Here is a 22414-nt window from a genome sequence, read left to right as displayed (position 1 = left end):
TGGAATCAGAGGGTTGGTTCCATCGTACAGGAGACCGCGGCGAGACCGCAGGACCTTCAGCGCTTGATTTTCCACTTCAAGGCTTCCGCGTTGCCCTTGGCGAACATCTTCGGCACATCGAATTTGCCGGTCTCGAGATCATAGCGGCATTTCCAATCCGCAAGGCCCTTCACCGCGACGTTCTTCGGATGCTTGTCCGTCTCGCCCGACAGCGAGATCAGGAGATAGCGGTTGTTGGTCCAGTCGACGCCGAGCCAGCGATACGCATCTTCGGTGCCCTTCACCAGATTCGCCGTGATGTGATAGTCGAGCTTCATGCTCTTGGTGTCGGGCCGGCTGCGGAAGTAGGCCCAGGCCAGATCGCCGAGCGACGTCTTGGTCGCGCTCACGAAGGCGCCGTTCTCCAAATGATAGAGAAAGAGGTCCTGCTCGCCCGAGCCCGTCTTCTGGATCCGCACCAGCCATCGCGAGTCGGCCGTGAAACGGAAGCCGGCCGGATAACCCTGCTCGGGCTTCAACTCGCGCATCTCCCCGCCGCGTCGCGCCCAGACCTGCCACTTGATGTCGAAATCCTCGCCCTCCTTCATATACTGCTCGAGCCTGGTGGCGCCGTCGGGCGAGGTGAAGGCGAGATCGGCATCGTCGGAAAGCGTGAAGCCGGGCGGCGGGCCGGAGGCGGCCAAAGCGGGTGCAGCGGCCAGCGTCAGAGCAACCGCTAGGGATCCCGCGGCACGGGAGAATACGGTCACGGGAGGAATTCCCTTGAAGAATGCCGCCAGGCGGCCTTGATACTTGGACACCCGCGTGGTCGCGCCGGTTCATCCCGCGCCCCTGGACGGAAGCATAATCCTATCGACAGTCTTGCTGCGGCAGCCAAATCGGCGCACCTTGCCGGCCTCGGCTGATTTGCCACCCAAGGTCCTTTTCAAATGATCACCGCCTCCAAGGCCTTCATTGCCTTCTGTCTGCTCGCGCTGGTCGGCACCGCGCTGGTGATCGGCCCGACCGAGCTGCGCCGCCTGCTGCCTGATGGGACGAAGGTCACCGTCGCCGCCAAGCCGGAGGCCAAGGTCGAACCCCAGGTCGGAGCTAAGGTCGAGCCCAAGCTTGAAGCCAAGGTCGAGCCCAAGGTGGAGTTCAAGCCTGAGTCCAAGCCTGAATCCAAGCCAGAGCTGAAGCCGGAACAGCCGAAGCTCGTCGACAGCGCGCCGCCTGCACCCGAGCCGAAGGCGGGCGCGCTGGCCGAGACCCAGAAGCAGGTGGCCGCGCTCGGTGACCTCGTGCAGGTCAAGCCGCCGGCGCCGGCTGCAGATGCCGGCCCCCGTTTCGACGTCGCCCGCATCGACGATCACGGCGAGGCGGCGGTGATTGCCGGCCGCGCCACGCCGGGTGCGCGGGTCGAGCTGCTGCGCGACGGCAAGCCGCTCGACAGCGTGGTCGCCGACGCCTCGGGCCAATTCGTGATGACCCCGCCGCAGCTGCCGGCCGGCTCATATGACCTGACGCTCCGCGCCAGGGCGCCGGACGGCACGGTCACCGAATCCGGCCGGACCATGCCGGTCACAATCGCCGCGGCGGCGCCGCCGCCCGTGCGCATGCCGCCGGTTGCGAAGCAGGAGGCCAAGCCGGCCGAGAAGCCCGACGACAAATCGGATGTCGTCGCCGCGCTGCCGTCGGCCTCGCCGCGGCTGGCGTCGGTGCCTGAGAAGCAAGCGGCCCGGCCGAAACTGATCGGCGCGCCGAAACCCAAGGCCTTCGCGCAGGCGCCGAGGGCCACCGTGGTTGCATCGGCCTCGCCGGCGGAGGCGCTCACCGCCGCGCCGGCCGAGGCCGGCGGCAGCCGGATCATCGCCCGCGGCGATAGCCTGTGGGCGCTCAGCCGGCTCGCTTACGGCGACGGTTCCCGCTACGCCGTGATCTTCAACGCTAACCGCGACAAGATCCAGAATCCCAACTTGATCTATCCCGGCCAGACCTTCGTGATGCCGCAAAAGGCGGAGTGACACGGCACAGCCGGCGCGTTGCGACGCATTGTCCTGTGTCTCTCTGGAACATTCGGTTCCCTCGCGCGTCTTCGTGATGCGACGCATTGCGCACTTGGCGCGGGAGGGAGGGCCAAGACGTGGCCGAACAAGACGTGGCCAAACCAGTCGTCAGGTCAAAAATCCTGTCGGGGCGCATGGGACTGGCGCTGGCTGGCGCGGTCCTGGTGGTTGCAACAGTGCTGCTGCCTGACAGAGCCGAGGCGCAGTTCGGCTTGCGCGGCGGTCCGGTCGGGGTTGCGCGCTTCGCCGTCGGCCACGTGATCGGCCTGTCGCGCCTGCGCCATTCCCGCATGGCGGTGCGCGGCGGCCGCTACCGGTCAGCTGCGCTGAGGTCGCAGGACCCGCGCGGGGCCGACCGCAGCCAGCTGTCGAACCCTTACGTGATGCGTGCGGCCCTCACGGCGCAGGCTGCGTTGGCGGGCTGGCAAGGCGGCCGCCGCCCGCAGGGCTGGTGGCGTCATCCCGATGGCAGCTATGGCTGGGTCGGCCCGGTGTTCTGGCCGTTCGCCCATGACGATCTCACCAATGCGATCGTCTTCGGCGACACAACCAGCCTCTCGCTCTACGGCTACGGCGACATCTATGCCGCGCTGTTCACGCCCTATGCCGCCACCGAGCTTGCCGCCTACACCGTGCCGCAAGGCCGTCGCGCGCGAAAGGTCCCGACCGCGGAGACGCTGTGCGAGGCCAGCGACACCGGCGGCCTGCCGGTCGAGCGCATCGCGAGCGCCGTTGCACCGAACGAAGCTCAGCGCACCGCGCTCGACGAGCTCTCATCCGCCTGGAATGCCGCGCGCGACACCATCCGCACCGCCTGCCCGGCGCAAACCCCAGGGAATGCGGCGGAGCGCCTCGGCCTGATGCGCGAGCGTGTCGAGGCCATGATCAAGGCCATCGACACCATGGAAGCGCCGTTGTCGAAATTCGTCGGCCTGCTCAATGACGACCAGAAAGCCCGGCTCAACGCCTTAGCCAATGAGCGTCGCGCCGCGCTGGCGTCCTACCAGTCCAAAAACGCTGACAAGAACGATATCAAGAACGCGAGCAAGAACGCTGATAAGAACGCTTCCAAGGACGCGCAGGCGGCCAAGGCCTGCCAGGCGGACTACGATCCTGTTTCCGACGAGAACGCCCAGCGCCAATACGAGCAGCTGCTCCAGCAGCAATGGCCCGCCGCCGACATCGCCACCACGCTCCAACTCGACGAGGTCGCCCGCGCCCGCTTCGAGGTGCTGCAGGACACCACGCTCCGCACCATGCAGACGCTCAGCGCCTGCCCGACCGAGCCGGCCGCAACCCCGCAGGCCCGCCTCGCCGCCGTGAAGACGCGGCTGCAGACCATGCTGCAAGCCGTCGGCGCCATCGCCGACGCGCTCGACGATTTCCAGGCCGATCTCAGCGACGAGCAAAAGGCCGGATTCGAGGCGATCGGGCCAAAGCGAGGGGCGTGAGGGGACGCCAGCTTGGAATGCCATCATATCTCCCTATGATATGCAGATAGGGATGCACATCACGGAGGGTGCTGGTGCTGGTTTCCAAATGGGGCAACAGCCTCGCAGTGCGCCTGCCCAAAGCGCTAGTTGATGAACTCGGCCTCAAGGAGGGCGACGAAATCGATATCGTGGCCACTCGCAAAGGCGCGATCGAAATCGAGACCAAGGCGGAGCAGCGTCGGCGTGCGATCGAGAACATGGAGGCGCGCAATTGGGCGGCCTTGCCCGCCGGCTACAAATTCGATCGGGACGAGGCGAACGAGCGGTGATCGCGTTCTTTGACAGCGGTGATTCTGGGACCTTCAGCACGGCCGCAGCATCGGCGGGCTCACCATCGTCAATCCGTTCCTCGGCATGGCTCCGTGAACGCTCGCATCATCGCAAAGTCCGGATCCTTGCGCGGCTTCCATGATCACCCGCACGCCCAGTCGAACTTCATGTCCTTGAAGTCGAGCTGCGCGTTGCCGCCGCCGAAATTGTAGCCGCCGAAATATTCCTCGAACTCGATATAGAACGGGCTCATCTCCGGCACGGCCTGGCAGGGCCGCATGGTGCCGCCGAGGTGGTTGTGGGCGTGATCCTTGGCCCAGTCGTGCAGGCGGAAATTGTCGCGGCCCGGCTTGCCGCCGACATAGTAGTAATATGGCTGATAGCCGGTCGGCGGATTTTCGCGCACGTGCTCATCCTGCGGGCCCTTGCCGGCGTTGGGATCATCAGCGCGCGGCGACAGCGCGATCGCGCGCGTCTCGCTGAGATCGGCACGCGGCGGGGCTGCAAACATCTTCTTGGCGTAGCTAGGTGCGGCCTCGAAGAAGGCGCTGGCACCGCCGACATCGAGCCAGCGCGGCCGCTCCACCGTTGCCAGCGCAAGCGGCGCCGGCTGCGCGGCGAACGCGCCGTCATATTCGGCCTTCGTCAAGAGCAGCGCGGCATAGGCGTAGTCGAGAATGTCGGTCATGCGCGACAGGCGCGGATGCGACGGCCGCGCCAGCACCGCCTCGCGAATCTCGGGATCGTCGGGCGCGCCGCCGTCATTGTGATCGGGCGCCGTGGCGAAGAACGACAATGCGACGATGTCATCGCCATGCACCCGATAATCCTCCGGCAGCAGAAGCGTGAAGCCGTGCATTAAGGGATAGCCGGTGACGGGATCGAGCGGCCATTGCTCGGATGCAATGCCCGGCGGCAGCCCAAACACCCAGCCCTGATCACGCGCGCGATCCGCGGGCCGGTCCAGCATCTGCAAATCATAGGCACGCGAAGGCAGGGCAAGCGTCACGGGGTGTCTCCCACGAAATCAGCCTCGCCGTTGAGGCGAGGGTTGGTCGCGGGGAGGAGGGATGTGGTTCGTGAGAGGGGGCTGGGATGCTGCCAATCTGTCGGTGTTTTGCCCGACGTGTCAAATTGCGCGGCACGCGGCCGAGGCCTGCCGTAAGTCATTGATCCCAAAGCCCCTGCCTACTGTGCATGGGGTTGTTTTCGCAGTTTTGTTTGCGGCTACCCCCTCCGCCGCACCGCCGTGGCATCCACCACGTTCTCGACCTCCTCGCGCCAAGACAAAATCTCCATCGCCAGCACGGGGTGATTGAAGCCCTTGAGCTGGAGATCGTCGAGGGCGCGGGCTTCGACGAAAGGCTCGACCATGCCGTAGACGCGGCGGCTGACCACGATCTGGTTGGGCTTGGCTTCGCTGCAGAGGCGGGAGGCGAGGTTGGTGACGCTGCCGATCGCGGCATATTCCAGCCGCTGCTCGAAGCCGACCTGGCCGAGCGTGGCATAGCCGAGCGCGACGCCGATGCCGAAGCCGAGGCTATGACCGCGGTTGCGCCAGCGCTCGGTCAGGGGGCCGATCGTGTCGCGCATCTCCACCGCCATCTTCACCGCGCGCTTGGTGTGGTCCTCGAACTGGATCGGGGCGTTGAACAGGATCATCACGCCGTCGCCGGCATATTTGTCGAGCGTGCCCTCGTACTTGAAGATCAGCTGGCCGAGCGCGGCGTGATATTCGCGCAGCACGTTCATCGCCTCTTCCGGCTCGGTCGCCTCCGTGAACGCGGTGAAGCCGCGCAGGTCGCAGAACACCACCGTGACCTCGCGGCGTTGGCTGGTGAGCAACCCCTCGGGGCTGTCGGAGGAGGCGATCAGCTGCGCCACCTGCGGCGCCAGGAAACGCTCGAGCTTGCGGATGCGCTCGATCTCGCCGAGCTGGGTCCTGACTCGCTCCTCCAGCGACTTGTTCCAGTCCTTGAGCTGCTCGGTCTGCTCGCGGAGCTTGTCGGCTTGCGCGCGCACGGTCGTGTTCGCCGCCTCCAGCGCGTGGCTCTTGTGGTCGACCTCGGTAAACAGCTGCGCATTGCGCATCGCCAGCACGGCCTGGTTGGCGAAGGTGCGCATCAGGCCGATGATGCTGGGCGCGAACGCCCCGGTGGCGCGGCGCAGTACCACGAGCGAGCCGAGCGTGCCCTGCTGGTCGATCAGCGGCACCACCAGCACCGAGTTGAAGCCGGCCGCGAGCGCGGCCTCGCGCAGCGGCTGCTCGGCGGCATCGCCAAGCTCGGCCAGCGCGATCGGCGCGCCGCTGTCGGCGGCATCGCTCAGGATGTTGCCGCCTTGGGCGATGGTGACATGCGCGCCCTCGGCGGATTTGTCGATGCCGTTGGCCTCGACCAGGTTGAAGCGGCGTGTCTCGGCGTCGAAGCCGTAGATCAGCACCGCGTCGGCACGGGTGATCTCGATGGCGCGGGCCGCGATGGTCGCAAGCACCGCGTTGAGATCGAGCGAGGAGGCCACCGCCCGGCCGACCTCCTCCAGCACCTTGAGCTCGTGGATCGACTGCGCGAGATCGCGGGTGCGCTCCTCGACCTTGCTCTCCAGGTTCGAATAGGTCTCCTGGATCTGGTCGGCCATGCGGTTGAACTGCCCGGCGAGGTCTTCCAGCTCGTCGGAGGTGTGCACGTCGATGCGGTGGCTGAAATCGCCTTCGCCGAGCTTATGCGCACCGTCGCGCAGCGCCGTGATCGGGATGATCATGCGGCGGGCGAGCAGCGTGCCGGCGAGGATCGCGACCATCAGGCCCATGCCGATCAGAAGCGCGATGCGCACCAGCTGGTCGCGGATCGGCATCAGGGCCTGCGTGGTCGGCTGCTCGAACAGCACGCTCCAGCCGAGCTTCGGCACGATGCTCGCGGCGCTCATCACCGCATGGCCGTTGAAGTCGGTCCCGGACGTCTCGGCTTCGTGGCCGGGCGCGATCGCGGCCGCCACCTGCGGCAGTTTGGAGAGGTCCTTGCCGATCTCGGGCCCTTTCGATGACGTCGCCAGCACCCGGCCGCGCGGATCGACGACATAGGCGAAGGCGGCCTTGCCTACTTGCGCGTCGGACAGGAAGTCGGAGAGGAAACCGAGGTCGATCTCGGCCACGGTGACGCCGGCATTGAAGCCGGAATGCGCCACCGAGATCGACATCAACGGCGTCCGGTCGGCGAACCAGGCCGGCGCGTAGGTGACGCCGCGGGCGACGGCGTCGGTGAAGCGCACGTCGCGGGAGAGGTCGGCATTGCCGCCGGTCGTGGTCGATTGCCTGGAGACGCGCAGCACCTCGCGGCCGTCGCCGTTGAGCTGGAACAGCTGGTTGACGACCGAGACCTGGTGCAGCAGAGAGGCATAGTCGGCGCGGCGCTTCTCCAGCGTGTCCTGGCTCGCGCGCGTCACCCAGCTGATCTGGCGGTCGAGCTCCGAAATCGCCTGCTCGATGCGCCGGGCGGCCGCCTGCGCCTTGTCCTCCAGGCCGTCGGTCAGCTGTGTCCGCGTCGCGCGGTAGGAGATCCAGGTCTCCATCGCCCCGTTGACGGCAAGGACGAACACGACGAGGCCGACGAGAGAGACGACGTATTTGGCGAACAGGCCCTCGCGCAGAGATCGTGTCTTGTCGTTCGCTCCTGCCATCCCGATCCTCTCGCGCCGCCACTGACGCTGCGCGCTATGGGCCGTACAGGCCCTTCCAAGCCGTTCTAGCACAATTTGGACGTAGGGGCCGTCATGCAGCCGGGGACCGGCCGGTGTGGTTACCCCTGTGGTCTCCTGGGCGGGTGGACCGGCAGCGATGGTCGCAGCCCGATCCGTTCGAAGGAGGGAGCTTATCGATTGAAGAGCTGCCGCAGCACGTCGTTCATTGGCTGACTGTCCTGCTGCGCGGCCGGCGGGTCCTCCAGGGCGGGGGCCGCAGGCGAGGCCTGCGGCGCCGGCGTGGAGGGCGTTGCCGGCAGGCTGCGGCTGCGCCCGGTGCCGGTGCCAGTGCCGCTCCCCGCGCCGCTGGAGAGACCCTGCTGGATCAGATTGCCGATCGCTTCCCCGAGCGGGCCGCCGAGCAGATTATTCTGCCCCGGTTGCTGGCCTTGCGGATTGGCGTTGCCGCTGCCCGGCGCGGCGGTGCCACCAAGACCGAGGCTGCCGAGGATGTTGCCGAGCCCGGCGCCGTCCGGGCCGAACAGGCCCTTGCCCATCTCGCGCAGCTTGGCATAGGCGGCGTCCGGATTGTCCAGCATGCCGGCCATGTCGGGATAGATCCGCGGCTGCGACCAGGAGCCCTGGATCATCACGGGAATGCCGAAGCCGACCGGCTCGGAGGTGCGGCCCTGGCCTTCGGTCGTCATCACGAGCTTCGGCTCGACGCGAAAGCCCATCATCTTGGTGTCGAGCGCGATGGTGCCGGCGCCGGTGACGCGCACCAGCGGCCCGATCAGGTTGAGATCGGTCGTCACCGCCTGACCCTTGTCGATGCGGAAGGAGGCCGAGAGCTGCGACAGATCCGTGCTCTGCTCCTGGCTCGGGTCCTGGTTTCCGTTCTGGTTTCCTTGCCAGCCGGAGAGCGTGCTCGTCGTCAGCGAGCGGATCATCTGCGCGACATTGATGCCGCGGATGGCGCCGTCCTGGAAATTGACGAAGGCCGTCCCTTGCATGTTCGCCATCAGCGCGCGCTGGCTGTTGCCGGCGCTGCGCAGGGCGAGCTTGGCCTGCAGCTTGCCGTCGATGCGATCGAACTCGGCAAGGCTTTGGAGCAGCGGCAGCGCGCGCACGCCGACGAGGTCGGAATGCATCGCAAAGCTCGGCGCGCCGGTCGTCGCGTCCAGGATCACCTCGCCCGAGACCTGGCCGCCATAGGCGCCGAGATTGGCCGTGCCGGCCTTCAGCACGCCGCCGGCGAGCTTGGCGTCGAGCGCCAGCGGCGCAATGCGCGCATCGCCGATCACGGCCTCGTTGGCGGAGATCCGCACTTGCGCATCGACATAGTTGAGCCCCGAGACGTCGATCGGCGCATTGCTCCAGGGCTGCCCGGACACGCCTTCCGGCGATTTCGCCAGCGGCATGGCGAGCCGATGGAAGTCGAGATCGACCTTGACCAGCGGCTTGCTCGCGATGTCGACGGAAGCCCAGCCATTGAAGGCGCCATCGCCGAGCCTGCCGTTCACGCCGTTGATCATCACGACATTGCCGCTCAGCCGCATCTCGGCCTGGCCGGTGAGCTGGGACTTCAGCACGCTGGGCATATCAATGGCGAAATCCACATGAAACGCCGGCCGTTCGGCCGGCGAGGCCGCCTTGATGTCGAACTTGGTCGGGTGATCGCCGACGCGCGCGGTGCCGGTGATGTTGACCTTGCGGTCGCGGTCCAGGGTCGCGTCGGCGTTGATGGCGCTGATGCGGCCCTCGACACGGTCGCGCAGGCGCGAGAATGCCACCTCGCCGTCGGTGATCTTGATGCGGTCGATGGTGGCGCCTTTGGTGTCGAGCGCGAGCGGCTTCGCAGGCGCGGCCGCATTCGGCAGGCGTTCGCGCAGCAGCGGCTGGTAGAGCACGGGACGGGTGACGACGAGCTCGCTGATCTCGGGCCTGCCGGACCACACGCTCGCGAGCGACATGTCGGCCTGCACGCGATCGATCGTCAGGCGCGTGATGCCGCTGCGGTCCTTGGGGTCGGCCAGCGTGAGGTCGTTCAGCGTGACGTTCAGCGTCGGCCATAGGCTGATCTTGGTGGTGCCGTCGATCGACAGCCGATAGCCGGTCGCGCTCTCGAGGCGCGAGGCGATCGTCGAGGTCAGGAAGCCCGAGGGGATCCCGACCACGAGCAGAAGTGCGATCACGACGATGACGGCGGCCAAAGCCCCGCCGACGAATTTCAATGCTCTCATGTCGACTTTCCAGCGACGGACAATCCGCGCCGAACCCGGCCGATCACCCGTCCTTTGCGCCCGGAGTTTATCCCCGGACGGGAAGCGGCTCCAAGCGCGTAAAAATAGTCAGGGGGTGCTGCAAAGTTATGTGACTTATGACACACTTCTCCAGCGCGGTTTTACGCGATCCTGAAGTTGATGGTTTCAAGCGATTTGCCAAGACGACGACCAAGACGATGACCAGCACGTTCACAAGGACATTGACATGAGCAAGCAGGCCGAATTTGCGGTCATCCTGAAGATGAACCCGATGTTCGCCGATCTCGGCGCAGACGAGCTCCAGCGGCTGTCCAATCTCTGCCACACCCAGCATTTGGCCAGCGGCGAGGTGCTGTTCCAGAAGGGCGATCCCGGCAATGCGCTGTTCGGCGTGCGCCGCGGCCAGGTCCGCATCGAGACCGGCGCCGCCGACGGTAGCCGGCTGACGCTGAACTTCATGGGGCCGGGCGACCTGTTCGGCGAGGTCGCGGTGCTGGACGGCCAGAACCGGACGGCGGACGCGACCGCGGGCGAGGCCAGCGAATTGTTCGTGCTGCGGCGCGAAGACTTCCTCGGCTTCCTCGAGCGCGAGCCCAAGGTCGCGATCAAGATCATCGCGCTGCTGTGCCAGCGCATCCGCTGGCAGAGCGAGCGCATGGAAGAATCCATGCTGCAGCCGCTGCCGGTGCGGCTGGCGCGGCGGCTCTGCGCGCTCGCCGCCGATTTCGGTTCCGAGGTCCATATCTCGCAGGAGCAGCTCGGCGTCTTCGTCGGCGCCGCCCGCGAAAGCGTCAACCGCCAGCTCCAGGCCTGGCGCAAGGAAGCGATCCTCGATCTCCAGCGCGGCCGGATCCTGCTGCGGAACATGACCAAGCTGACCGCGATCGCGCGGAACGAGTAGGGCGAGCAGTTTCACTCTTGCTCGGCGGGTGGAGACAGATCGACGGCTAGATCCTCGGCGAGGAACGCCGCGTATCGCAGTGCCTCATCGATGTCCTCGCGCTCGAGATACCGATATTCATTGAGGATCGATTCGCGCGTCTCGCCGGCCGCCAGTAGGCCGAGCAGCCGCGCAACCGGAAAACGCAGCCCGCGAATGCAAGCTTTGCCAGTGCAGACGGTAGGGTCCATCGTGATGCGCGCGAAGGCCATGCCATAGGCTAGCGGGCGCAAACGACTTGCGCCACCGTGGGCTTCCAAGCTGGCGTGGACCCTACTCCGCCGCGGGCCGTGCGACGCTCGTCACCGCCGGCCTGGCTTCCGCCTCCGCAGCCCCATGATGGTCCGTCTCCGCATCCTCGCTGTGCACGATCAGCCGCTTGGCGAAGCGCCAGATCAGGGCGCCGAAATCGTCCATCACCATGAACATCGCGGGCACGAACACCAGCGACAGGAGGGTCGAGAAGATCAGGCCGCCGATCACCGCGAGCGCCATCGGCGAGCGGAATTCGCCGCCGGCGCCGACGGCCAGGGCGCTCGGCATCATGCCCGCGGCCATCGCGATCGTGGTCATCACGATCGGACGGGCGCGCTTCATGCCGGCGTCGATCATGGCCTCCTCGCGCGGCGTGCCGGCCTTGATGGACTCGATGGCGAATTCCACCAGCATGATCGCGTTCTTGGTGACGATGCCCATCAGCATCAGGATGCCGATCCACACCGGCGTGGTGAGCTGCTTGCCGGTGACGAGCAGGGCCGCGATGGCGCCGCCGATCGAGAGCGGCAGCGAGAACAGGATGGTGATCGGCTGCAGGAAGGTGCCGAACAGCAGCACCAGCACCGCATAGACCATCATCAGCCCCGCCGTGATGGCGGTCGCAAAACCCTCGGACAATTCGTTCAGGCTTTCGGCATCGCCCGAGGGCGAGACCTTCACGCCCTTCGGCAGGGTCTTCATGACCGGCAGGTCGTAGATCTTCTTGGTGGCATCGCCGAGCGCGGCGGAGCCGACGAGGTCGGCGGCAACGGTCGCCTGCCGTTCGCGATCGTAGCGGCCGATGCTGGTCGGACCCTGGTCGAGCTTGACGTCGGCGATGACCGAAAGCGGCACGCCGCCCTTCTCGCCGCGCTCGCCGAGCGGCACTCGGAGCTGCTCCAGCGTCTTCAGATCGCCGCGGGCGGCGTCCTCGAGCTGCACGCGGATCGGCACCAGGCGGTCGCCCACGTCGAACTTGGCGAGTGCCGGTCCGACGTCGCCGATGGTGGCGACACGGATGGTCTGCGACAGGCTTTCGGTGGAGACGCCGAGCCGTGCGGCGAGATCGGCGCGCGGCTCGATGCGCAGTTCGGGGCGCTCCAGCGAAGTTTCTGAGATGACGTTGGCGATGGTGGGAATGCGCTTCATCTGCGTCGCAAGCTCGCTCGCGACGTTGTTGACGATGTTGGGGTCGACGCCGGTCACCACCAGCGAGATCGCGCGCAGGCCGTTCTCGTCCAGGAACCAGAAGCGGATATCGGGAACGTTCTCCAGCTCCTGGCTGATGGAGAATTCGAGCTCGCGCTGGGTGATGTCGCGGCTGTCCTTGGGCGTGTAATTGATGATCAGGGCGGCGCGGCGCACCTCCTGGGTGCCCGGCGGGACGCGGCCGCCGTCGACGAAGATGCTCTTGACCTCGGGCCGCTTGCGTAGGCGCGCGACGATGTCCTCGGTGACCTTCTCGGTGTAGGCGAGCTGGGTACCCGGCGGCAGCTCGAGCGCAAGCAGCGAGCGCGCGCTGTCCTGGGCCGGCAGGAAGCCCTGCGGCAGCAGCGTGATGCTCCAGATCGAGGCGGCAAAGACGCCGAGCCCGATCAGCACCGTGATGAAATAGTGCTTCACCGACCAGGCAACGATACGATGATAGGAGCGCAGGATGGGACCGGGCGGCGGCTCCTCGTGCGTACTGTGCTTGAGGAAATAGGCGGCCAGCACCGGCGTGACGAAGCGCGCGGCGAGCAGCGAGAAGAACACCTGCACCGAGACGGTGATGCCGAACTGCTTGAAGAACTGTCCGGCAATGCCCGACATGAAGCTCGCAGGCGCGAAGATGGCGATGATGGTCAGCGAGATCGCGATGACGGCGAGGCCGATCTCGTCGGCGGCCTCGAGCGCGGCCCGGTAGGGCGACTTGCCCATGTTCATGTGCCGGACGATATTCTCGATCTCGACGATGGCATCGTCGACAAGAATGCCGGTCGAGAGCGTGATGGCGAGGAAGCTGACGAGGTTCAGCGAGAAGCCGAGCAGGTCCATCGCCCAGAACGCCGGGAAGATCGACAGCGGCAGCGAGATCGCGGCGATGATGGTGGCGCGCAGGTCGCGCAGGAACAAGAGCACGATGATCACGGCGAGGATCGCGCCTTCGAACAGGGTCGAGATTGCCGCGTGGTAATTGCCGTTGGTGTATTCGACCGAGGTGTCGATCACCTTCAGGTCGACGTCGGGATAGGCGGCTTTCAGCGCGTCGATGCGCTTCTGCACGGCCTCGGCCACCTTCACGTCGCTGGCGCCCTTGGAGCGCTTGATGCCGAGCGCGACCACCGGCTCGCCGTTGAAGCGGGCGAAGGTTCGGCGGTCGGCGATGGTGTCGGTGACGGTGCCGAGATCGTCGAGCCGGACCTCGCCGCCGCCGAACAGCGGGATCATGGTGCCGGCGAGATCGCCAAGCGTCTTGGCGCCGGCGAGCGTGCGGATCGCCTGATCGTTCTTGCCGATCTCGGCGCGGCCGCCGGCGACGTCGACATTGGTGCCGCGCAGGCTCTGGCTGACATTGACCGCGGTCAGGCCCATCGCCTGCAGGCGATCGGGATCCAGCGAGACCAGGATCTCGCGCTCGACGCCGCCGATGCGCTCGACCTGGGCGACGCCGCGCACGCCCTGCAGCGCGCGCTTGACCACGTCGTCGACGAAATAGGAGAGCTGCTCCGGCGTCTTGCCGGGCGAGATCGCGGCATAAGTCACGATCGGCAGGCCGATGACGTCGACGCGCTGGATCAGCGGCTCGGTGACGTTCTGCGGCAGGTTGGAGCGCACGCGCGTCACCGCGTCCTTGACGTCGTTGAGCGCGCGGTCGGTGTTGGTCTCGAGCGCGAACTGGATCGTGGTGACCGACAGGCCGTCGGTGATCGACGAGGTGATGTGCCTGACGCCCTCGACGCCGGAGACCGCGTCTTCAACCGTCTTGGTGACCTGGGATTCCAGTTCGGCCGGTGCGGCGCCGAACTGCGATACCGCCACCGAGATCACGGGGATGTCGGCCGAGGGCAGCCGTGTGATCGCGAGCTTGGTGAAGGACACCCAGCCGAGGACCAGCAGGATGATCGAGAAGACGACCGACGGGAGCGGATTGCGGATCGACCATGCCGAGATATTGAGAGCCATCAGCGTACCCGCGTGCGATCGAGTTCATCGGCGAACATGGTCTTGATCTGGTCGCCGTCATGGAGCGAAGAGCCGGCGTCGGCCACGACGATTTCGCCGACCTGCAGCCCTTCCAGGATTTCCGTTGCGCTGTCGGACGACAATCCGACCCGCACCTTGCGTGTCTCGACGACATTGCCCTTGACGACCTGCACCGTGAGGTGATCGATCGCGGTCTTCGGGATCGAGACGCCGCAGCTTCGCTTGGCGTCGATCGAGGCGCGAGCGAACACGCCGACCTTGAGCGAGGGGTTGTTGGCGACGCTGATGCGGACCCGCCCGAGTTGCGTGGCGCGGTCGATCTCGGGTGCAACCAGCCGGACCCGCCCGATCAGGTCGGGCGCATCGTCGCGGCTGATCCGCACGGTGGCGCCGGAGGTGAGCTTGGACATGTGCACCGCCGGGACCTGGGCGTCGAGCTCGATCTCGTTGTTGACGGCGATGCGGAACATCGGACCGGCCTGCGGCGAGGCCGGCGCGCCGACGATAGTGCGGACTTCGGTGACAAGGCCCGGCGCGGGGGCTTTCAGCGAGATCGGGCCTTGCGGGCCGGGCCGCTGCGGCTGGCCCGGAATCTGCGGCGGCGCGGTCAGGCGCGCTAGCTCCTGATTGTCGGCGACAATCGTGCCCTCGGTGACCAGGAGGTCGGTGACCCTGGAGCCTTCCTGATCGGCAACGACCACCGCCTCGCGGCGCGGTACGAAGAAGCCGGTCACCCGCACCAGATCGGAGAAGCAGGCATTGGTCGACTTCGTCACGATGACGAGCGCCTCGCTTTGCGTCTCCTTCGGCTCGGGACGCTTGCGATGCTCGAACAGATAATAGCCGATGCCGAGCGCGGCGACGAACAGCACGGTTCCGGCCGGCTTGAGATATTCAGTCAAATTCATCGCCGGATCATCCTGACCTGGCTCACGGCCATCCGCGCGAGGCCCAAACGGAGCGCTTTTCTGACATGAAGCGGCGTCCCGCAAGGCTGCGGGACGCGCTTTGGAAACGAGACCTTACACGACATCACGACTTGTCACTGGCAATGGATTCGTCGTGCTCACTTCGATGCGGTGGTCTTGTTTTCCATGTTGACGACCTGCACGCGCCGGTTGGCCTCCGCCAGCGGCTGGTTCGGGTCCTTGAGCTTGCTCTTGCCGTAGCCGACGGTGACGAGATCCGTCGCGGAGATGCTGTACTTCTCGACCAAGTAGCGCTTGATCGAATCGGCGCGACGCTCCGAGAGGTCCTGGTTGTAGGCTTCGCCGCCGGCGGCGTCGGTATGACCGGCGACCACGAAGGTCGAGCCCTTCAGGTCCGGGCTGGTCAAGGCGCGGCCGAGCGCCTGCACCGAGGGCAGCGACTTGGCGCTGATATTGGCGGAGTTGTAGTCGAACGTGATCTCGAGATCGATGTTCGGCTTGTCCTTGGCGGCCAAGGCGATTTCCTCGCGCTCGGTCGACGACAGCGAACGCGTCGAGCGGCCGCGCACCGACTGGATCAGCTTGGAGTCGGTCGCGCTCGGTGCAGGGGCGGTCTGCGGACCGATCGAGAGGCCGCGCGTCAAGGGCTTCTTCGGCGCCGGCGCCAGCGCGCGGAGGATCTCGTCCTCGGTGACATTCTTGCTGTTGCCGTCATCGCCCGCATATGCGGCCGAGGTCGGCAGCGACAGCGCGGCGCCGACGGTGATGATGGACAGAATCGCGGTAAGCCAATTTGCAGCCGATCTCATTCCCAGTCCCTCCTGCGCAGCCAGCTCACGTGCTCTCAAAATTCAAGCAACACGCCCCCGAAAAAGCCTGTTGCGGCATCCGCCCATTGGTCTTCCCAGGGCTGTTCAAGGTTCGAGCCTTGGACGGGGGCCCGACTCAAAAAAATACTAGCGCACTCCGTAGCTTGCGAATTCCTGAACGATGTTCGGATCCATCGCCTTGGCATTGGCGATGTCCAGCGCCCCCTCCTGGGCCGAGCCGTTGCGTTGCTTGGCAAGGCCGCGTCCGTAGAGCGAGGACGTCAGGCGCGGGTTGATCTTCAGGGCCGCGTCGAAATCGGCGATCGCATTCTTCACCGCGCCCGACTTGAGATTGACGAGCCCGCGGCTGTCCAGTGCATCGACGAAGTTCGGCCGCAGCCGCAGCGCCTCGTTGCAATCCTTCAGCGCGGCCTGGAGGTCGCCGACCACGGTGCGGGTCCAGCAGCGGTTGTTGAGGGCCTCGACGTCCTTCGAATTGATCCGGAGGGTGTCGTCGAAATCCTTGATGGCGAGGCTGTAGGCGCCCTTGCTGGCATAAACCTGGCCGCGGCGGTACAGCGCGTTCACGTCGTCAGGGTTGGCGGCAATCTTGGCAGTCAGGCTCTTGATCGTGGGATCGTCAGCCAGGGCGGCAGCGCTCGGCCCACCGTCCGTGCTCGGCGCAGGAACGGGATCAACCGGCTTCACCGGCGGTGGCGGCGGGGGCAGGGCGGCCTCGATCTGCGGCCTCGGCGTGGGAGCAGGCGCGGGCGCCGGTGCCGGCGCCGCGACTGGAGCCGCAGGTGGCGGAGGCGCAGGAGCGGGAGCTGCAGCCGCGCTGTCGGCCGGCTTCGGCGGCGGCGGTGGTGTCGGCGGTGCGGGAGGGGCGGGCGGCGGGTTGTTGGCGACGACGGCCGGCGCGGCGGGAGGCGCGGGCGGCGGCGTTGCCGGACGCGATCCGCCGGCGCCCGGAATGAACGAGAAATCTTCGGCCAATGACGAGGAAATCCACGGCACCTGCTCGCCGCGCGAGGCGCGGGTGACGCCCATCTTGGTGCGGTTCAGCGTCTCCTCGGCCATCAGGTCGGGAACGCGGATTTCTTTCAGCAGCTCCTGGACGAACAGGCTGCGGTCGCCGCCGGCGTCCGAGACCACCGAGGCCAGTGCCGCCGAGTACATCACCAGCGTGCCGTTCGGGGCGATCACCGGGGTCAGGCCCGCTGAGAAGCTGCGGAACCGGCGCTCGAACGGGTTGCGCCTGGACGCATCGACCAGCGCGATCTTGACGCCGGCGCCGCGGGTGTTGAGCTCGCCGAGGACCGTCTCGAGGCTGAAGCCATCGCGGCGCACGTCGGACTCGGTCCAGATCTGCGCATCCACCGGCAGCAAATAGCTCTGGCGCGCGGACTGGATGCCGAAACCTGAGAAGAACACCAGCGCGACCGAGCCCGGCTTGATCTTGCCGTAGAGCTTGTCGAAGGCGCGGCGCATGGCGTCGCCGGTCAGATTCTCGCCGAGCTCGACCGAAAAACCGTCGCGCTTGAGCTCGTCGGCGACGGCGCGCGCATCGTTGATCGGTTCCTTCAGCGGGGCATCCGCATCCGGATATTTGGCGTTGCCGATGACCAGCGCAAAACGGTCGCCGGCCGCAAGCGAGGGGGCCGTCGGGACGAGCGAGATCAGCAAGGGCAGAAGAAAAAAGAAGCGAATTTTCATAATCAGCGCGGTCCAGCCAAAAGGCGCCGTTCCAGCTTGCGCCGCGGCGACCTTAACTTACGCTTACCTCATTATCAAACCGGGGACGGAGGGCGTCAACCGCTTGGAGATTCGACCTTATCCCGATGATGGACCGCAGCGGATGGGCATGCCGCGAGAGGAATGGATGGGGTTATCATGACGGTCCTCGGTACCTCGATGCTGTCCGGCGGACCTTAGCGCAGCCAGGGCGGGTGAAGACGTGATCGATCTCACATTGCAGCCTCGCCTCCGGGTTTGACCTTTCCTGCCGGTGGTGGCTTGGTGTGCGCGATCGTCCAAGATCCAACTCTAAAAAAAGCGAGCCCCATGGGAAACGTCTACGAGATCTACGCCCTGCGCTATGCGACGATGTCGCCGCGCACCCCCCACATGAACTTCCTCGTGCCCGACCCGCATGACAGCGCGGCGCAGGACCTCGATTATTTCGTCTGGCTGATTCGAGGGCCCGGCCGCGACATTCTGGTCGATACCGGCTTCAACGCCGAGGAGGCGAGCGCGCGGGCGCGCAAGCTCACGCTCAATCCTGTCGATGCGCTGGAGCGTTTCGGCGTTTCGGCGTCAGCCATTCGTGACGTCATCGTGACGCATCTGCACTACGACCATGCCGGCAATCTCGACCGCTTTCCCAACGCGCGCTTCCATCTGCAGGAGCGCGAGATGGCCTACGCGACCGGGCGCTGCATGTGCAACGGCCTGCTGCGCCATCCGTTCTCGGTCGAGCATGTCACGCTGATGGTGCGCCACGTCTATGGCGAGCGCGTCACCTTCTATTCCGGCGATGGCGAGGTTGCTCCCGGCGTGACCGTGCACCGCGTCGGCGGCCATTCCGACGGCTTGCAGGTGGTGAAGGTCGAGACCGCGCGCGGCGCCGTGGTGCTGGCCTCCGATGCCGCGCATTATTACGCCAATCTGCAGCGCAAGAGCCCGTTCCCGATCGTTTATAATGTCGGCGACATGGCGCAAGGCTGGGACACGATCGAGCGCCTCGCCGGCCATCCCGACAGGTTCATCCCCGGCCACGATCCGATCGTGACCGAGATCTATCCGCGCGCCAGCGATGAGGTCGATGCCTGGGCGCTGCATCTGCCGCCGACGCGGTCGTTTGTAAAGTGACACCGTAGCGTCATTCCGGGGCGCGCGAAGCGCGAACCCGGAATCCATCTGTCGACGCAGCTGATGTCGCGATGGATTCCGGGCTCACCGCTGCGCGGCGCCCCGGAATGACAGCGGTGGCTAATACGCCTGCTTCGCATCCGCCTCTTCGCTGGTCTGGATCAGATCGAGGCTCTGCTCGATCTTGCCGAGCAGGGCCGAGAGCTGCTTGCGCTCCTGCGCCGAGAGGCAGGCGAGGATCTCGTCCTCCCGCCGCAGCAATTTGCGGGAACAGCTCCTCGTAGAGTTCGTCGGATGGGTTGAGACGGGAGGCGGGCGCGACGTCAACGAGCACCGGCAGGATCCCCGCAAGCAACGATATCGTGGGGAGATTTTCGAGCCGCTAGCTCCGGAGGAGAGAATACCGCCAGGTATCCTCCGCCCCCTGCGAGCTTATATGTGGCGATCTCGCGATAGTCGACGGCGGTCAACTCGCACCGCAAGAGCTCAATTGGCGTGCCATGCTTCGACGTCGGAAGCTCAAGATCGACAATTCCGACCCGCGCACCTTGCTTCAAGGCGGACGCAAGATTGTAGAGAAAGGCATAGGGTTGGGCTATCTCGTGATACATATGCACAAGGATTGCGGCGTCCAGCGAGGAAGCGGGCAGACGCGGGTCGTGTGGTTCGCCGAGCGCGAATTGCACGTTTGTCAACTTCAGAAGTTTTGTTCGCCTGGCGAGTTCGACGAGATAGTCCCGCGTGACGTCCTGGGCAACGACAGAGCCGGCGGATCCGACGAGGTGCGAGAGCCTGACCGTGTGATAGCCACTGCCTGCTCCAATGTCGCCGACAGTCATCCCTGGTTTCAGTTCAAGAGCGCGTGCGATTTGACCGGCCTCATTCAGGGCGTCGCGGCGCTCTTCGGCGGAGCGGCGCGGGCTGACGATCCGTGCGACAGGACGCTGCGGTGAGGGAAACTCGTTTGCCGCGACTCCAGGGGGAGCCAGATAACCTATGTCAGCGGCGTATGCGCGAGTTGCGGCAAACGCCACAAGGAGCATCGCTATATACCTCGCTGCCGTCACGGTCCTACCAAGCTTTCTCAACCGGGCTCCCAAAAGCTGACGTCTGCGCCTTATGGGGGGCGCCCTAATACGCCTGCTTCGCATCCGCCTCTTCGCTGGTCTGGATCAGATCGAGGCTCTGCTCGATCTTGCCGAGCAGGGCCGAGAGCTGCTTGCGCTCCTGCGCCGAGAGGCAGGCGAGGATCTCGTCCTCTCGCCGCAGCAATTGCGGGAACAGCTCCTCGTAGAGCGCGCGGCCCTTCCTGGTCAGTTGCAGGCGGAATTCGCGGCGGTCGGCTTCGTTCTCGACCCGCTCGATCAGGCCGTCGCTGAGCAGCGCCGTCACTGCGCGGCTGATGGTGGATTTGTGCGTGCGGGTGCATTGCGAAATGTATTGCGCGCTGCAGGCATCATTGCGGAAGCCGAGCGTGGCGATGACGCGCCAGGCCGGAATGTCGAGGCCGTGGCGTTCCTGATACTCGACCGACAGCGCGGAACTGACCTCCGCGGCGAGCCGATTGAGGCGGAACGGCACGAACTTGAACAGATCGAGCCGCAGCTTTGGCCGCGCCGACGCCTCGTCGGCCGCGCGCGCTTTGAGCGCGATGTCGCTGGATGTCCTCGCCAAGGAGAGCGCCTCCGAATTCCAGTTGACGGCCGGCCGGCTCCGGTCCAAAATAGTTGCACGTGAGACTATCTAGCAGATCGATCCTGTCCTGACCAGAGCCGAGGTTCGTGTATGGCGCCGGCCAATACCCCTCACGCCAAAACCCTGAACGCCAAGACCGCTCAAGCCAAGACCCAGTTCGGCTACCGCCGTCACCCCGATCAGGACCGCCCCGGCTCGAGCCCCGCGGCGCATCCGGTCGTGATCGTCGGCGCGGGCCCGGTCGGGCTGTCGCTGGCGATCGATCTTGCCCAGCGCGGCCAGCGCGTCGTGCTGCTGGATGATGCCGACCGCATCGGCGAGGGCTCGCGCGCGATCTGCTTCTCGAAACGGTCGCTGGAATATTGGGACCGGCTCGGCGTCGGCGACCGCATGGTCGAGAAGGGCGTGGTGTGGAGTGTGGGGCGGATCTTCCATGGCGAGTCGCAGCTCTACCAGTTCAATCTCCTGCCCGAAGACGGTCACAAGCGGCCGGCCTTCATCAATCTCCAGCAATATTACGCCGAGGCCTATCTGGTTGATCGCATCAACGAGCTGCCGGAGATCGACCTGCGCTGGCGCAACAAGGTGACAGCGCTCGAGCAGCGCAACGAATCCGCGCTGCTGACGATCGAGACGCCCGAGGGCGCCTACCGCCTGAATGCGCGCTATGTCGTCGCCTGCGACGGCGCGCGCTCCTCGCTGCGGCAGATGGTCGGGGCGGAATTCGCCGGCCAGGTCTTCGAGGATCAGTTCCTGATCGCCGACGTCAAGATGACCGCGGAATTTCCGACCGAGCGCTGGTTCTGGTTCGATCCGCCGTTCCATGCCGGGCGTTCGGCGCTGCTGCACCGGCAGCCCGACGATGTCTGGCGCATCGATCTCCAGCTCAATCGCTATGCCGATCCGGTCCTCGAGAAGAAGCCGGAAAACGTGCGGCCGCGGATCGCGCGCATGCTCGGCCATGACAAGTTCGAGTTCGAGTGGATTTCGCTCTACAAATTCCAGTGCCGGCGGATGGACCGCTTCATCCATGGCCGCGTCATTTTTGCCGGCGATTCCGCGCACCAGGTCTCGCCCTTCGGTGCGCGTGGCGCGAACTCGGGACTCGAAGACGCGGAGAATCTGTCCTGGAAGCTCGACCGCGTGCTGCGCGGCAAATCGCCTGCGAGCCTGCTGGAGAGCTACCATCTCGAGCGCAGCATGGCGGCCGACGAGAACATCCGCGAATCCACCCGCTCGACCGACTTCATGGCACCGAACTCGCATCAGGAGGCGCGGTTGCGCAAGGCGGTGCTGTCGCTGGCCAAGGAGACCGAATTCGGCAAGCGCATGGTCAATGGCGGTCGGCTGTCGGTGCCGTGCAGCTACGATACGCCGCTGTCCTCGCTTGATGCGGATACGTGGCGCGGTGGACCGCCGCCCGGCGGTTCGATGCTCGACGCGCCCGCCGCAACGTCCGCCGGCGAGCCGATCTATCTGACGGATGCCTTCCGCAAGGGTGGAACGGATTTCACCTTGCTGTCGTTCAGCAATGGCGCGCCGATCGATGCGCCTGATGGTATCAAGGGCATCCGCATTGGCGCCGACGGTGAATTTGCCGATCCCTCGGGCCTAATCGCAAAGCGCTACGGCGCCGTGCCGGGTGCCGCCTACCTGCTGAGGCCCGACGGTTATGTCGCGGCGCGCTTCCGTCATCCGACGCGTTCGGCGATCGCGGCGGCGCTGGCGCGAGCCGAAGGTTTGTATTGAGGTCTGGCATGCCGCTCTCCACCAGTTCGAACTTCGCGCGCCCTGACGATGCCTTCCGCGCCATCGTCGAGGCGCATCGCGGCCTGACCGAGGAGCAGAGCGCCGATTTCGACGCGGCTCTGGTGCTCATCCTCGCCAACCATATCGGCGACATCGACGTGCTGCGGGAGGCGATCGGACTCGCCAAGCGCCGCATGATCGACGGCCAGCAGCAGCAACAGCAACAACAATAA

18 protein-coding genes and 1 pseudogene are annotated in these 22414 nt (G+C 65.9%); 7 read left to right on the top strand and 12 right to left on the bottom strand.

The annotated features are described in order from the left end of the window. Window positions 1–56 precede the first annotated feature (56 nt). Window positions 57–749 (bottom strand): hypothetical protein, encoded by a 693-nt coding sequence (locus ACTEK7_RS27225; protein WP_036015940.1) that lies wholly within the window; start codon window positions 747–749, stop codon window positions 57–59. A 180-nt stretch (window positions 750–929) separates the two neighbouring features. On the opposite strand from ACTEK7_RS27225, the gene ACTEK7_RS27220 reads away from it, so the two are divergent. The 3 genes from ACTEK7_RS27220 to ACTEK7_RS27210 all read left to right on the top strand — a co-directional run bounded on the left by ACTEK7_RS27220 (window position 930) and on the right by ACTEK7_RS27210 (window position 3807). Continuing rightward, complete coding sequence (locus ACTEK7_RS27220; protein WP_225148693.1) at window positions 930–2003, top strand: LysM peptidoglycan-binding domain-containing protein; 1074 nt, start codon at window positions 930–932, stop codon at window positions 2001–2003. Window positions 2004–2179: 176 nt separating this feature from the next. Further along, window positions 2180–3496 (top strand): Spy/CpxP family protein refolding chaperone, encoded by a 1317-nt coding sequence (locus ACTEK7_RS27215; RefSeq protein ID WP_225148705.1) that lies wholly within the window; start codon window positions 2180–2182, stop codon window positions 3494–3496. 74 nt (window positions 3497–3570) lie between these two features. Next, window positions 3571–3807 carry an AbrB/MazE/SpoVT family DNA-binding domain-containing protein gene (locus ACTEK7_RS27210; RefSeq protein ID WP_036015962.1) on the top strand — a complete coding sequence of 79 codons (237 nt, stop codon included), beginning with the start codon at window positions 3571–3573 and terminating at the stop codon, window positions 3805–3807. Window positions 3808–3950: 143 nt separating this feature from the next. Here the strand turns inward: ACTEK7_RS27210 and ACTEK7_RS27205 are convergent, their stop codons facing one another. The 3 genes from ACTEK7_RS27205 to ACTEK7_RS27195 all read right to left on the bottom strand — a co-directional run bounded on the left by ACTEK7_RS27205 (window position 3951) and on the right by ACTEK7_RS27195 (window position 9726). Beyond that, entirely contained in the window at window positions 3951–4817 is an 867-nt protein-coding gene (locus ACTEK7_RS27205; protein ID WP_225148692.1) for a hypothetical protein, read from the bottom strand. 218 nt (window positions 4818–5035) lie between these two features. Then, window positions 5036–7483: an adenylate/guanylate cyclase domain-containing protein gene (locus ACTEK7_RS27200; protein ID WP_225148691.1), complete on the bottom strand. Its 2448-nt coding sequence runs from the start codon at window positions 7481–7483 to the stop codon at window positions 5036–5038. Window positions 7484–7674: 191 nt separating this feature from the next. Further along, window positions 7675–9726 (bottom strand): AsmA family protein, encoded by a 2052-nt coding sequence (locus ACTEK7_RS27195; RefSeq protein ID WP_225148690.1) that lies wholly within the window; start codon window positions 9724–9726, stop codon window positions 7675–7677. Between the two features lie 247 nt (window positions 9727–9973). On the opposite strand from ACTEK7_RS27195, the gene ACTEK7_RS27190 reads away from it, so the two are divergent. Next, the gene (locus tag ACTEK7_RS27190) at window positions 9974–10648 is read left to right on the top strand and encodes a Crp/Fnr family transcriptional regulator (protein ID WP_036044931.1); all 675 of its coding nucleotides are present in this window, start codon (window positions 9974–9976) and stop codon (window positions 10646–10648) included. Between the two features lie 11 nt (window positions 10649–10659). Here ACTEK7_RS27190 and ACTEK7_RS27185 read toward each other — a convergent pair whose 3' ends face one another. From ACTEK7_RS27185 to ACTEK7_RS27165, 5 genes are all read right to left on the bottom strand, one after another. Continuing rightward, a complete protein-coding gene (locus ACTEK7_RS27185; RefSeq protein ID WP_225148689.1) occupies window positions 10660–10899 on the bottom strand; it encodes a DUF433 domain-containing protein in 240 nt (79 codons plus the stop codon). A 61-nt stretch (window positions 10900–10960) separates the two neighbouring features. Continuing rightward, complete coding sequence (locus ACTEK7_RS27180; protein WP_225148688.1) at window positions 10961–14107, bottom strand: efflux RND transporter permease subunit; 3147 nt, start codon at window positions 14105–14107, stop codon at window positions 10961–10963. Further along, window positions 14107–15036, bottom strand: coding sequence for an RND family efflux transporter (locus tag ACTEK7_RS27175; RefSeq protein ID WP_036015974.1), 930 nt, complete (start codon window positions 15034–15036; stop codon window positions 14107–14109). The genes ACTEK7_RS27180 and ACTEK7_RS27175 overlap by 1 nt, the downstream gene beginning before the upstream one ends. Before the next feature lie 158 nt (window positions 15037–15194). Next, on the bottom strand, window positions 15195–15866 hold the full coding sequence (locus ACTEK7_RS27170) for an OmpA family protein (protein ID WP_225148687.1): 672 nt from the start codon (window positions 15864–15866) through the stop codon (window positions 15195–15197). Between the two features lie 147 nt (window positions 15867–16013). Beyond that, a complete protein-coding gene (locus ACTEK7_RS27165; protein ID WP_074448076.1) occupies window positions 16014–17582 on the bottom strand; it encodes a caspase family protein in 1569 nt (522 codons plus the stop codon). Between the two features lie 348 nt (window positions 17583–17930). On the opposite strand from ACTEK7_RS27165, the gene ACTEK7_RS27160 reads away from it, so the two are divergent. After that, entirely contained in the window at window positions 17931–18737 is an 807-nt protein-coding gene (locus tag ACTEK7_RS27160) for an N-acyl homoserine lactonase family protein (protein WP_225148633.1), read from the top strand. A 120-nt stretch (window positions 18738–18857) separates the two neighbouring features. On the opposite strand, the pseudogene ACTEK7_RS27155 reads toward ACTEK7_RS27160, so the two are convergent. The 3 genes and pseudogenes from ACTEK7_RS27155 to ACTEK7_RS27145 form a co-directional block, all read right to left on the bottom strand. Beyond that, window positions 18858–19023 (bottom strand): annotated as a pseudogene (locus ACTEK7_RS27155) (MarR family winged helix-turn-helix transcriptional regulator); the annotation flags it as partial. A gap of 37 nt (window positions 19024–19060) precedes the next feature. After that, the gene (locus ACTEK7_RS27150; protein ID WP_036016344.1) at window positions 19061–19780 is read right to left on the bottom strand and encodes a class I SAM-dependent methyltransferase; all 720 of its coding nucleotides are present in this window, start codon (window positions 19778–19780) and stop codon (window positions 19061–19063) included. A gap of 88 nt (window positions 19781–19868) precedes the next feature. Then, window positions 19869–20411: a MarR family winged helix-turn-helix transcriptional regulator gene (locus tag ACTEK7_RS27145; protein ID WP_225129953.1), complete on the bottom strand. Its 543-nt coding sequence runs from the start codon at window positions 20409–20411 to the stop codon at window positions 19869–19871. Window positions 20412–20522: 111 nt separating this feature from the next. On the opposite strand from ACTEK7_RS27145, the gene ACTEK7_RS27140 reads away from it, so the two are divergent. Both ACTEK7_RS27140 and ACTEK7_RS27135 read left to right on the top strand, forming a co-directional pair. Then, window positions 20523–22181, top strand: a complete 1659-nt coding sequence (locus ACTEK7_RS27140) for an FAD-dependent oxidoreductase (protein ID WP_225148634.1) — start codon at window positions 20523–20525, stop codon at window positions 22179–22181. 8 nt (window positions 22182–22189) lie between these two features. Next, window positions 22190–22414 carry a DUF2783 domain-containing protein gene (locus ACTEK7_RS27135; RefSeq protein ID WP_025032749.1) on the top strand — a complete coding sequence of 75 codons (225 nt, stop codon included), beginning with the start codon at window positions 22190–22192 and terminating at the stop codon, window positions 22412–22414.

The sequence above is a fragment of the Bradyrhizobium sp. JHI2711 genome (assembly GCF_056156565.1).
Note: the sequence above shows the minus strand (reverse complement) of the source record. Positions and strands in the feature narration are given on the sequence as shown.

What these genes read in the sequence shown, in the direction of transcription:
- ACTEK7_RS27220 (WP_225148693.1), top strand. Translation starts at nt 930, where the DNA reads ATGATCACCGCCTCCAAGGCCTTCATTGCCTTCTGTCTGCTCGCGCTG.
- ACTEK7_RS27215 (WP_225148705.1), top strand. Translation starts at nt 2,180, where the DNA reads ATGGGACTGGCGCTGGCTGGCGCGGTCCTGGTGGTTGCAACAGTGCTG.
- ACTEK7_RS27200 (WP_225148691.1), bottom strand. Translation starts at nt 7,483, where the DNA reads ATGGCAGGAGCGAACGACAAGACACGATCTCTGCGCGAGGGCCTGTTC.
- ACTEK7_RS27195 (WP_225148690.1), bottom strand. Translation starts at nt 9,726, where the DNA reads ATGAGAGCATTGAAATTCGTCGGCGGGGCTTTGGCCGCCGTCATCGTC.
- ACTEK7_RS27190 (WP_036044931.1), top strand. Translation starts at nt 9,974, where the DNA reads ATGAGCAAGCAGGCCGAATTTGCGGTCATCCTGAAGATGAACCCGATG.
- ACTEK7_RS27185 (WP_225148689.1), bottom strand. Translation starts at nt 10,899, where the DNA reads ATGGCCTTCGCGCGCATCACGATGGACCCTACCGTCTGCACTGGCAAA.
- ACTEK7_RS27180 (WP_225148688.1), bottom strand. Translation starts at nt 14,107, where the DNA reads ATGGCTCTCAATATCTCGGCATGGTCGATCCGCAATCCGCTCCCGTCG.
- ACTEK7_RS27175 (WP_036015974.1), bottom strand. Translation starts at nt 15,036, where the DNA reads ATGAATTTGACTGAATATCTCAAGCCGGCCGGAACCGTGCTGTTCGTC.
- ACTEK7_RS27170 (WP_225148687.1), bottom strand. Translation starts at nt 15,866, where the DNA reads ATGAGATCGGCTGCAAATTGGCTTACCGCGATTCTGTCCATCATCACC.
- ACTEK7_RS27165 (WP_074448076.1), bottom strand. Translation starts at nt 17,582, where the DNA reads ATGAAAATTCGCTTCTTTTTTCTTCTGCCCTTGCTGATCTCGCTCGTC.
- ACTEK7_RS27160 (WP_225148633.1), top strand. Translation starts at nt 17,931, where the DNA reads ATGGGAAACGTCTACGAGATCTACGCCCTGCGCTATGCGACGATGTCG.
- ACTEK7_RS27150 (WP_036016344.1), bottom strand. Translation starts at nt 19,780, where the DNA reads ATGCTCCTTGTGGCGTTTGCCGCAACTCGCGCATACGCCGCTGACATA.
- ACTEK7_RS27140 (WP_225148634.1), top strand. Translation starts at nt 20,523, where the DNA reads ATGGCGCCGGCCAATACCCCTCACGCCAAAACCCTGAACGCCAAGACC.
- ACTEK7_RS27135 (WP_025032749.1), top strand. Translation starts at nt 22,190, where the DNA reads ATGCCGCTCTCCACCAGTTCGAACTTCGCGCGCCCTGACGATGCCTTC.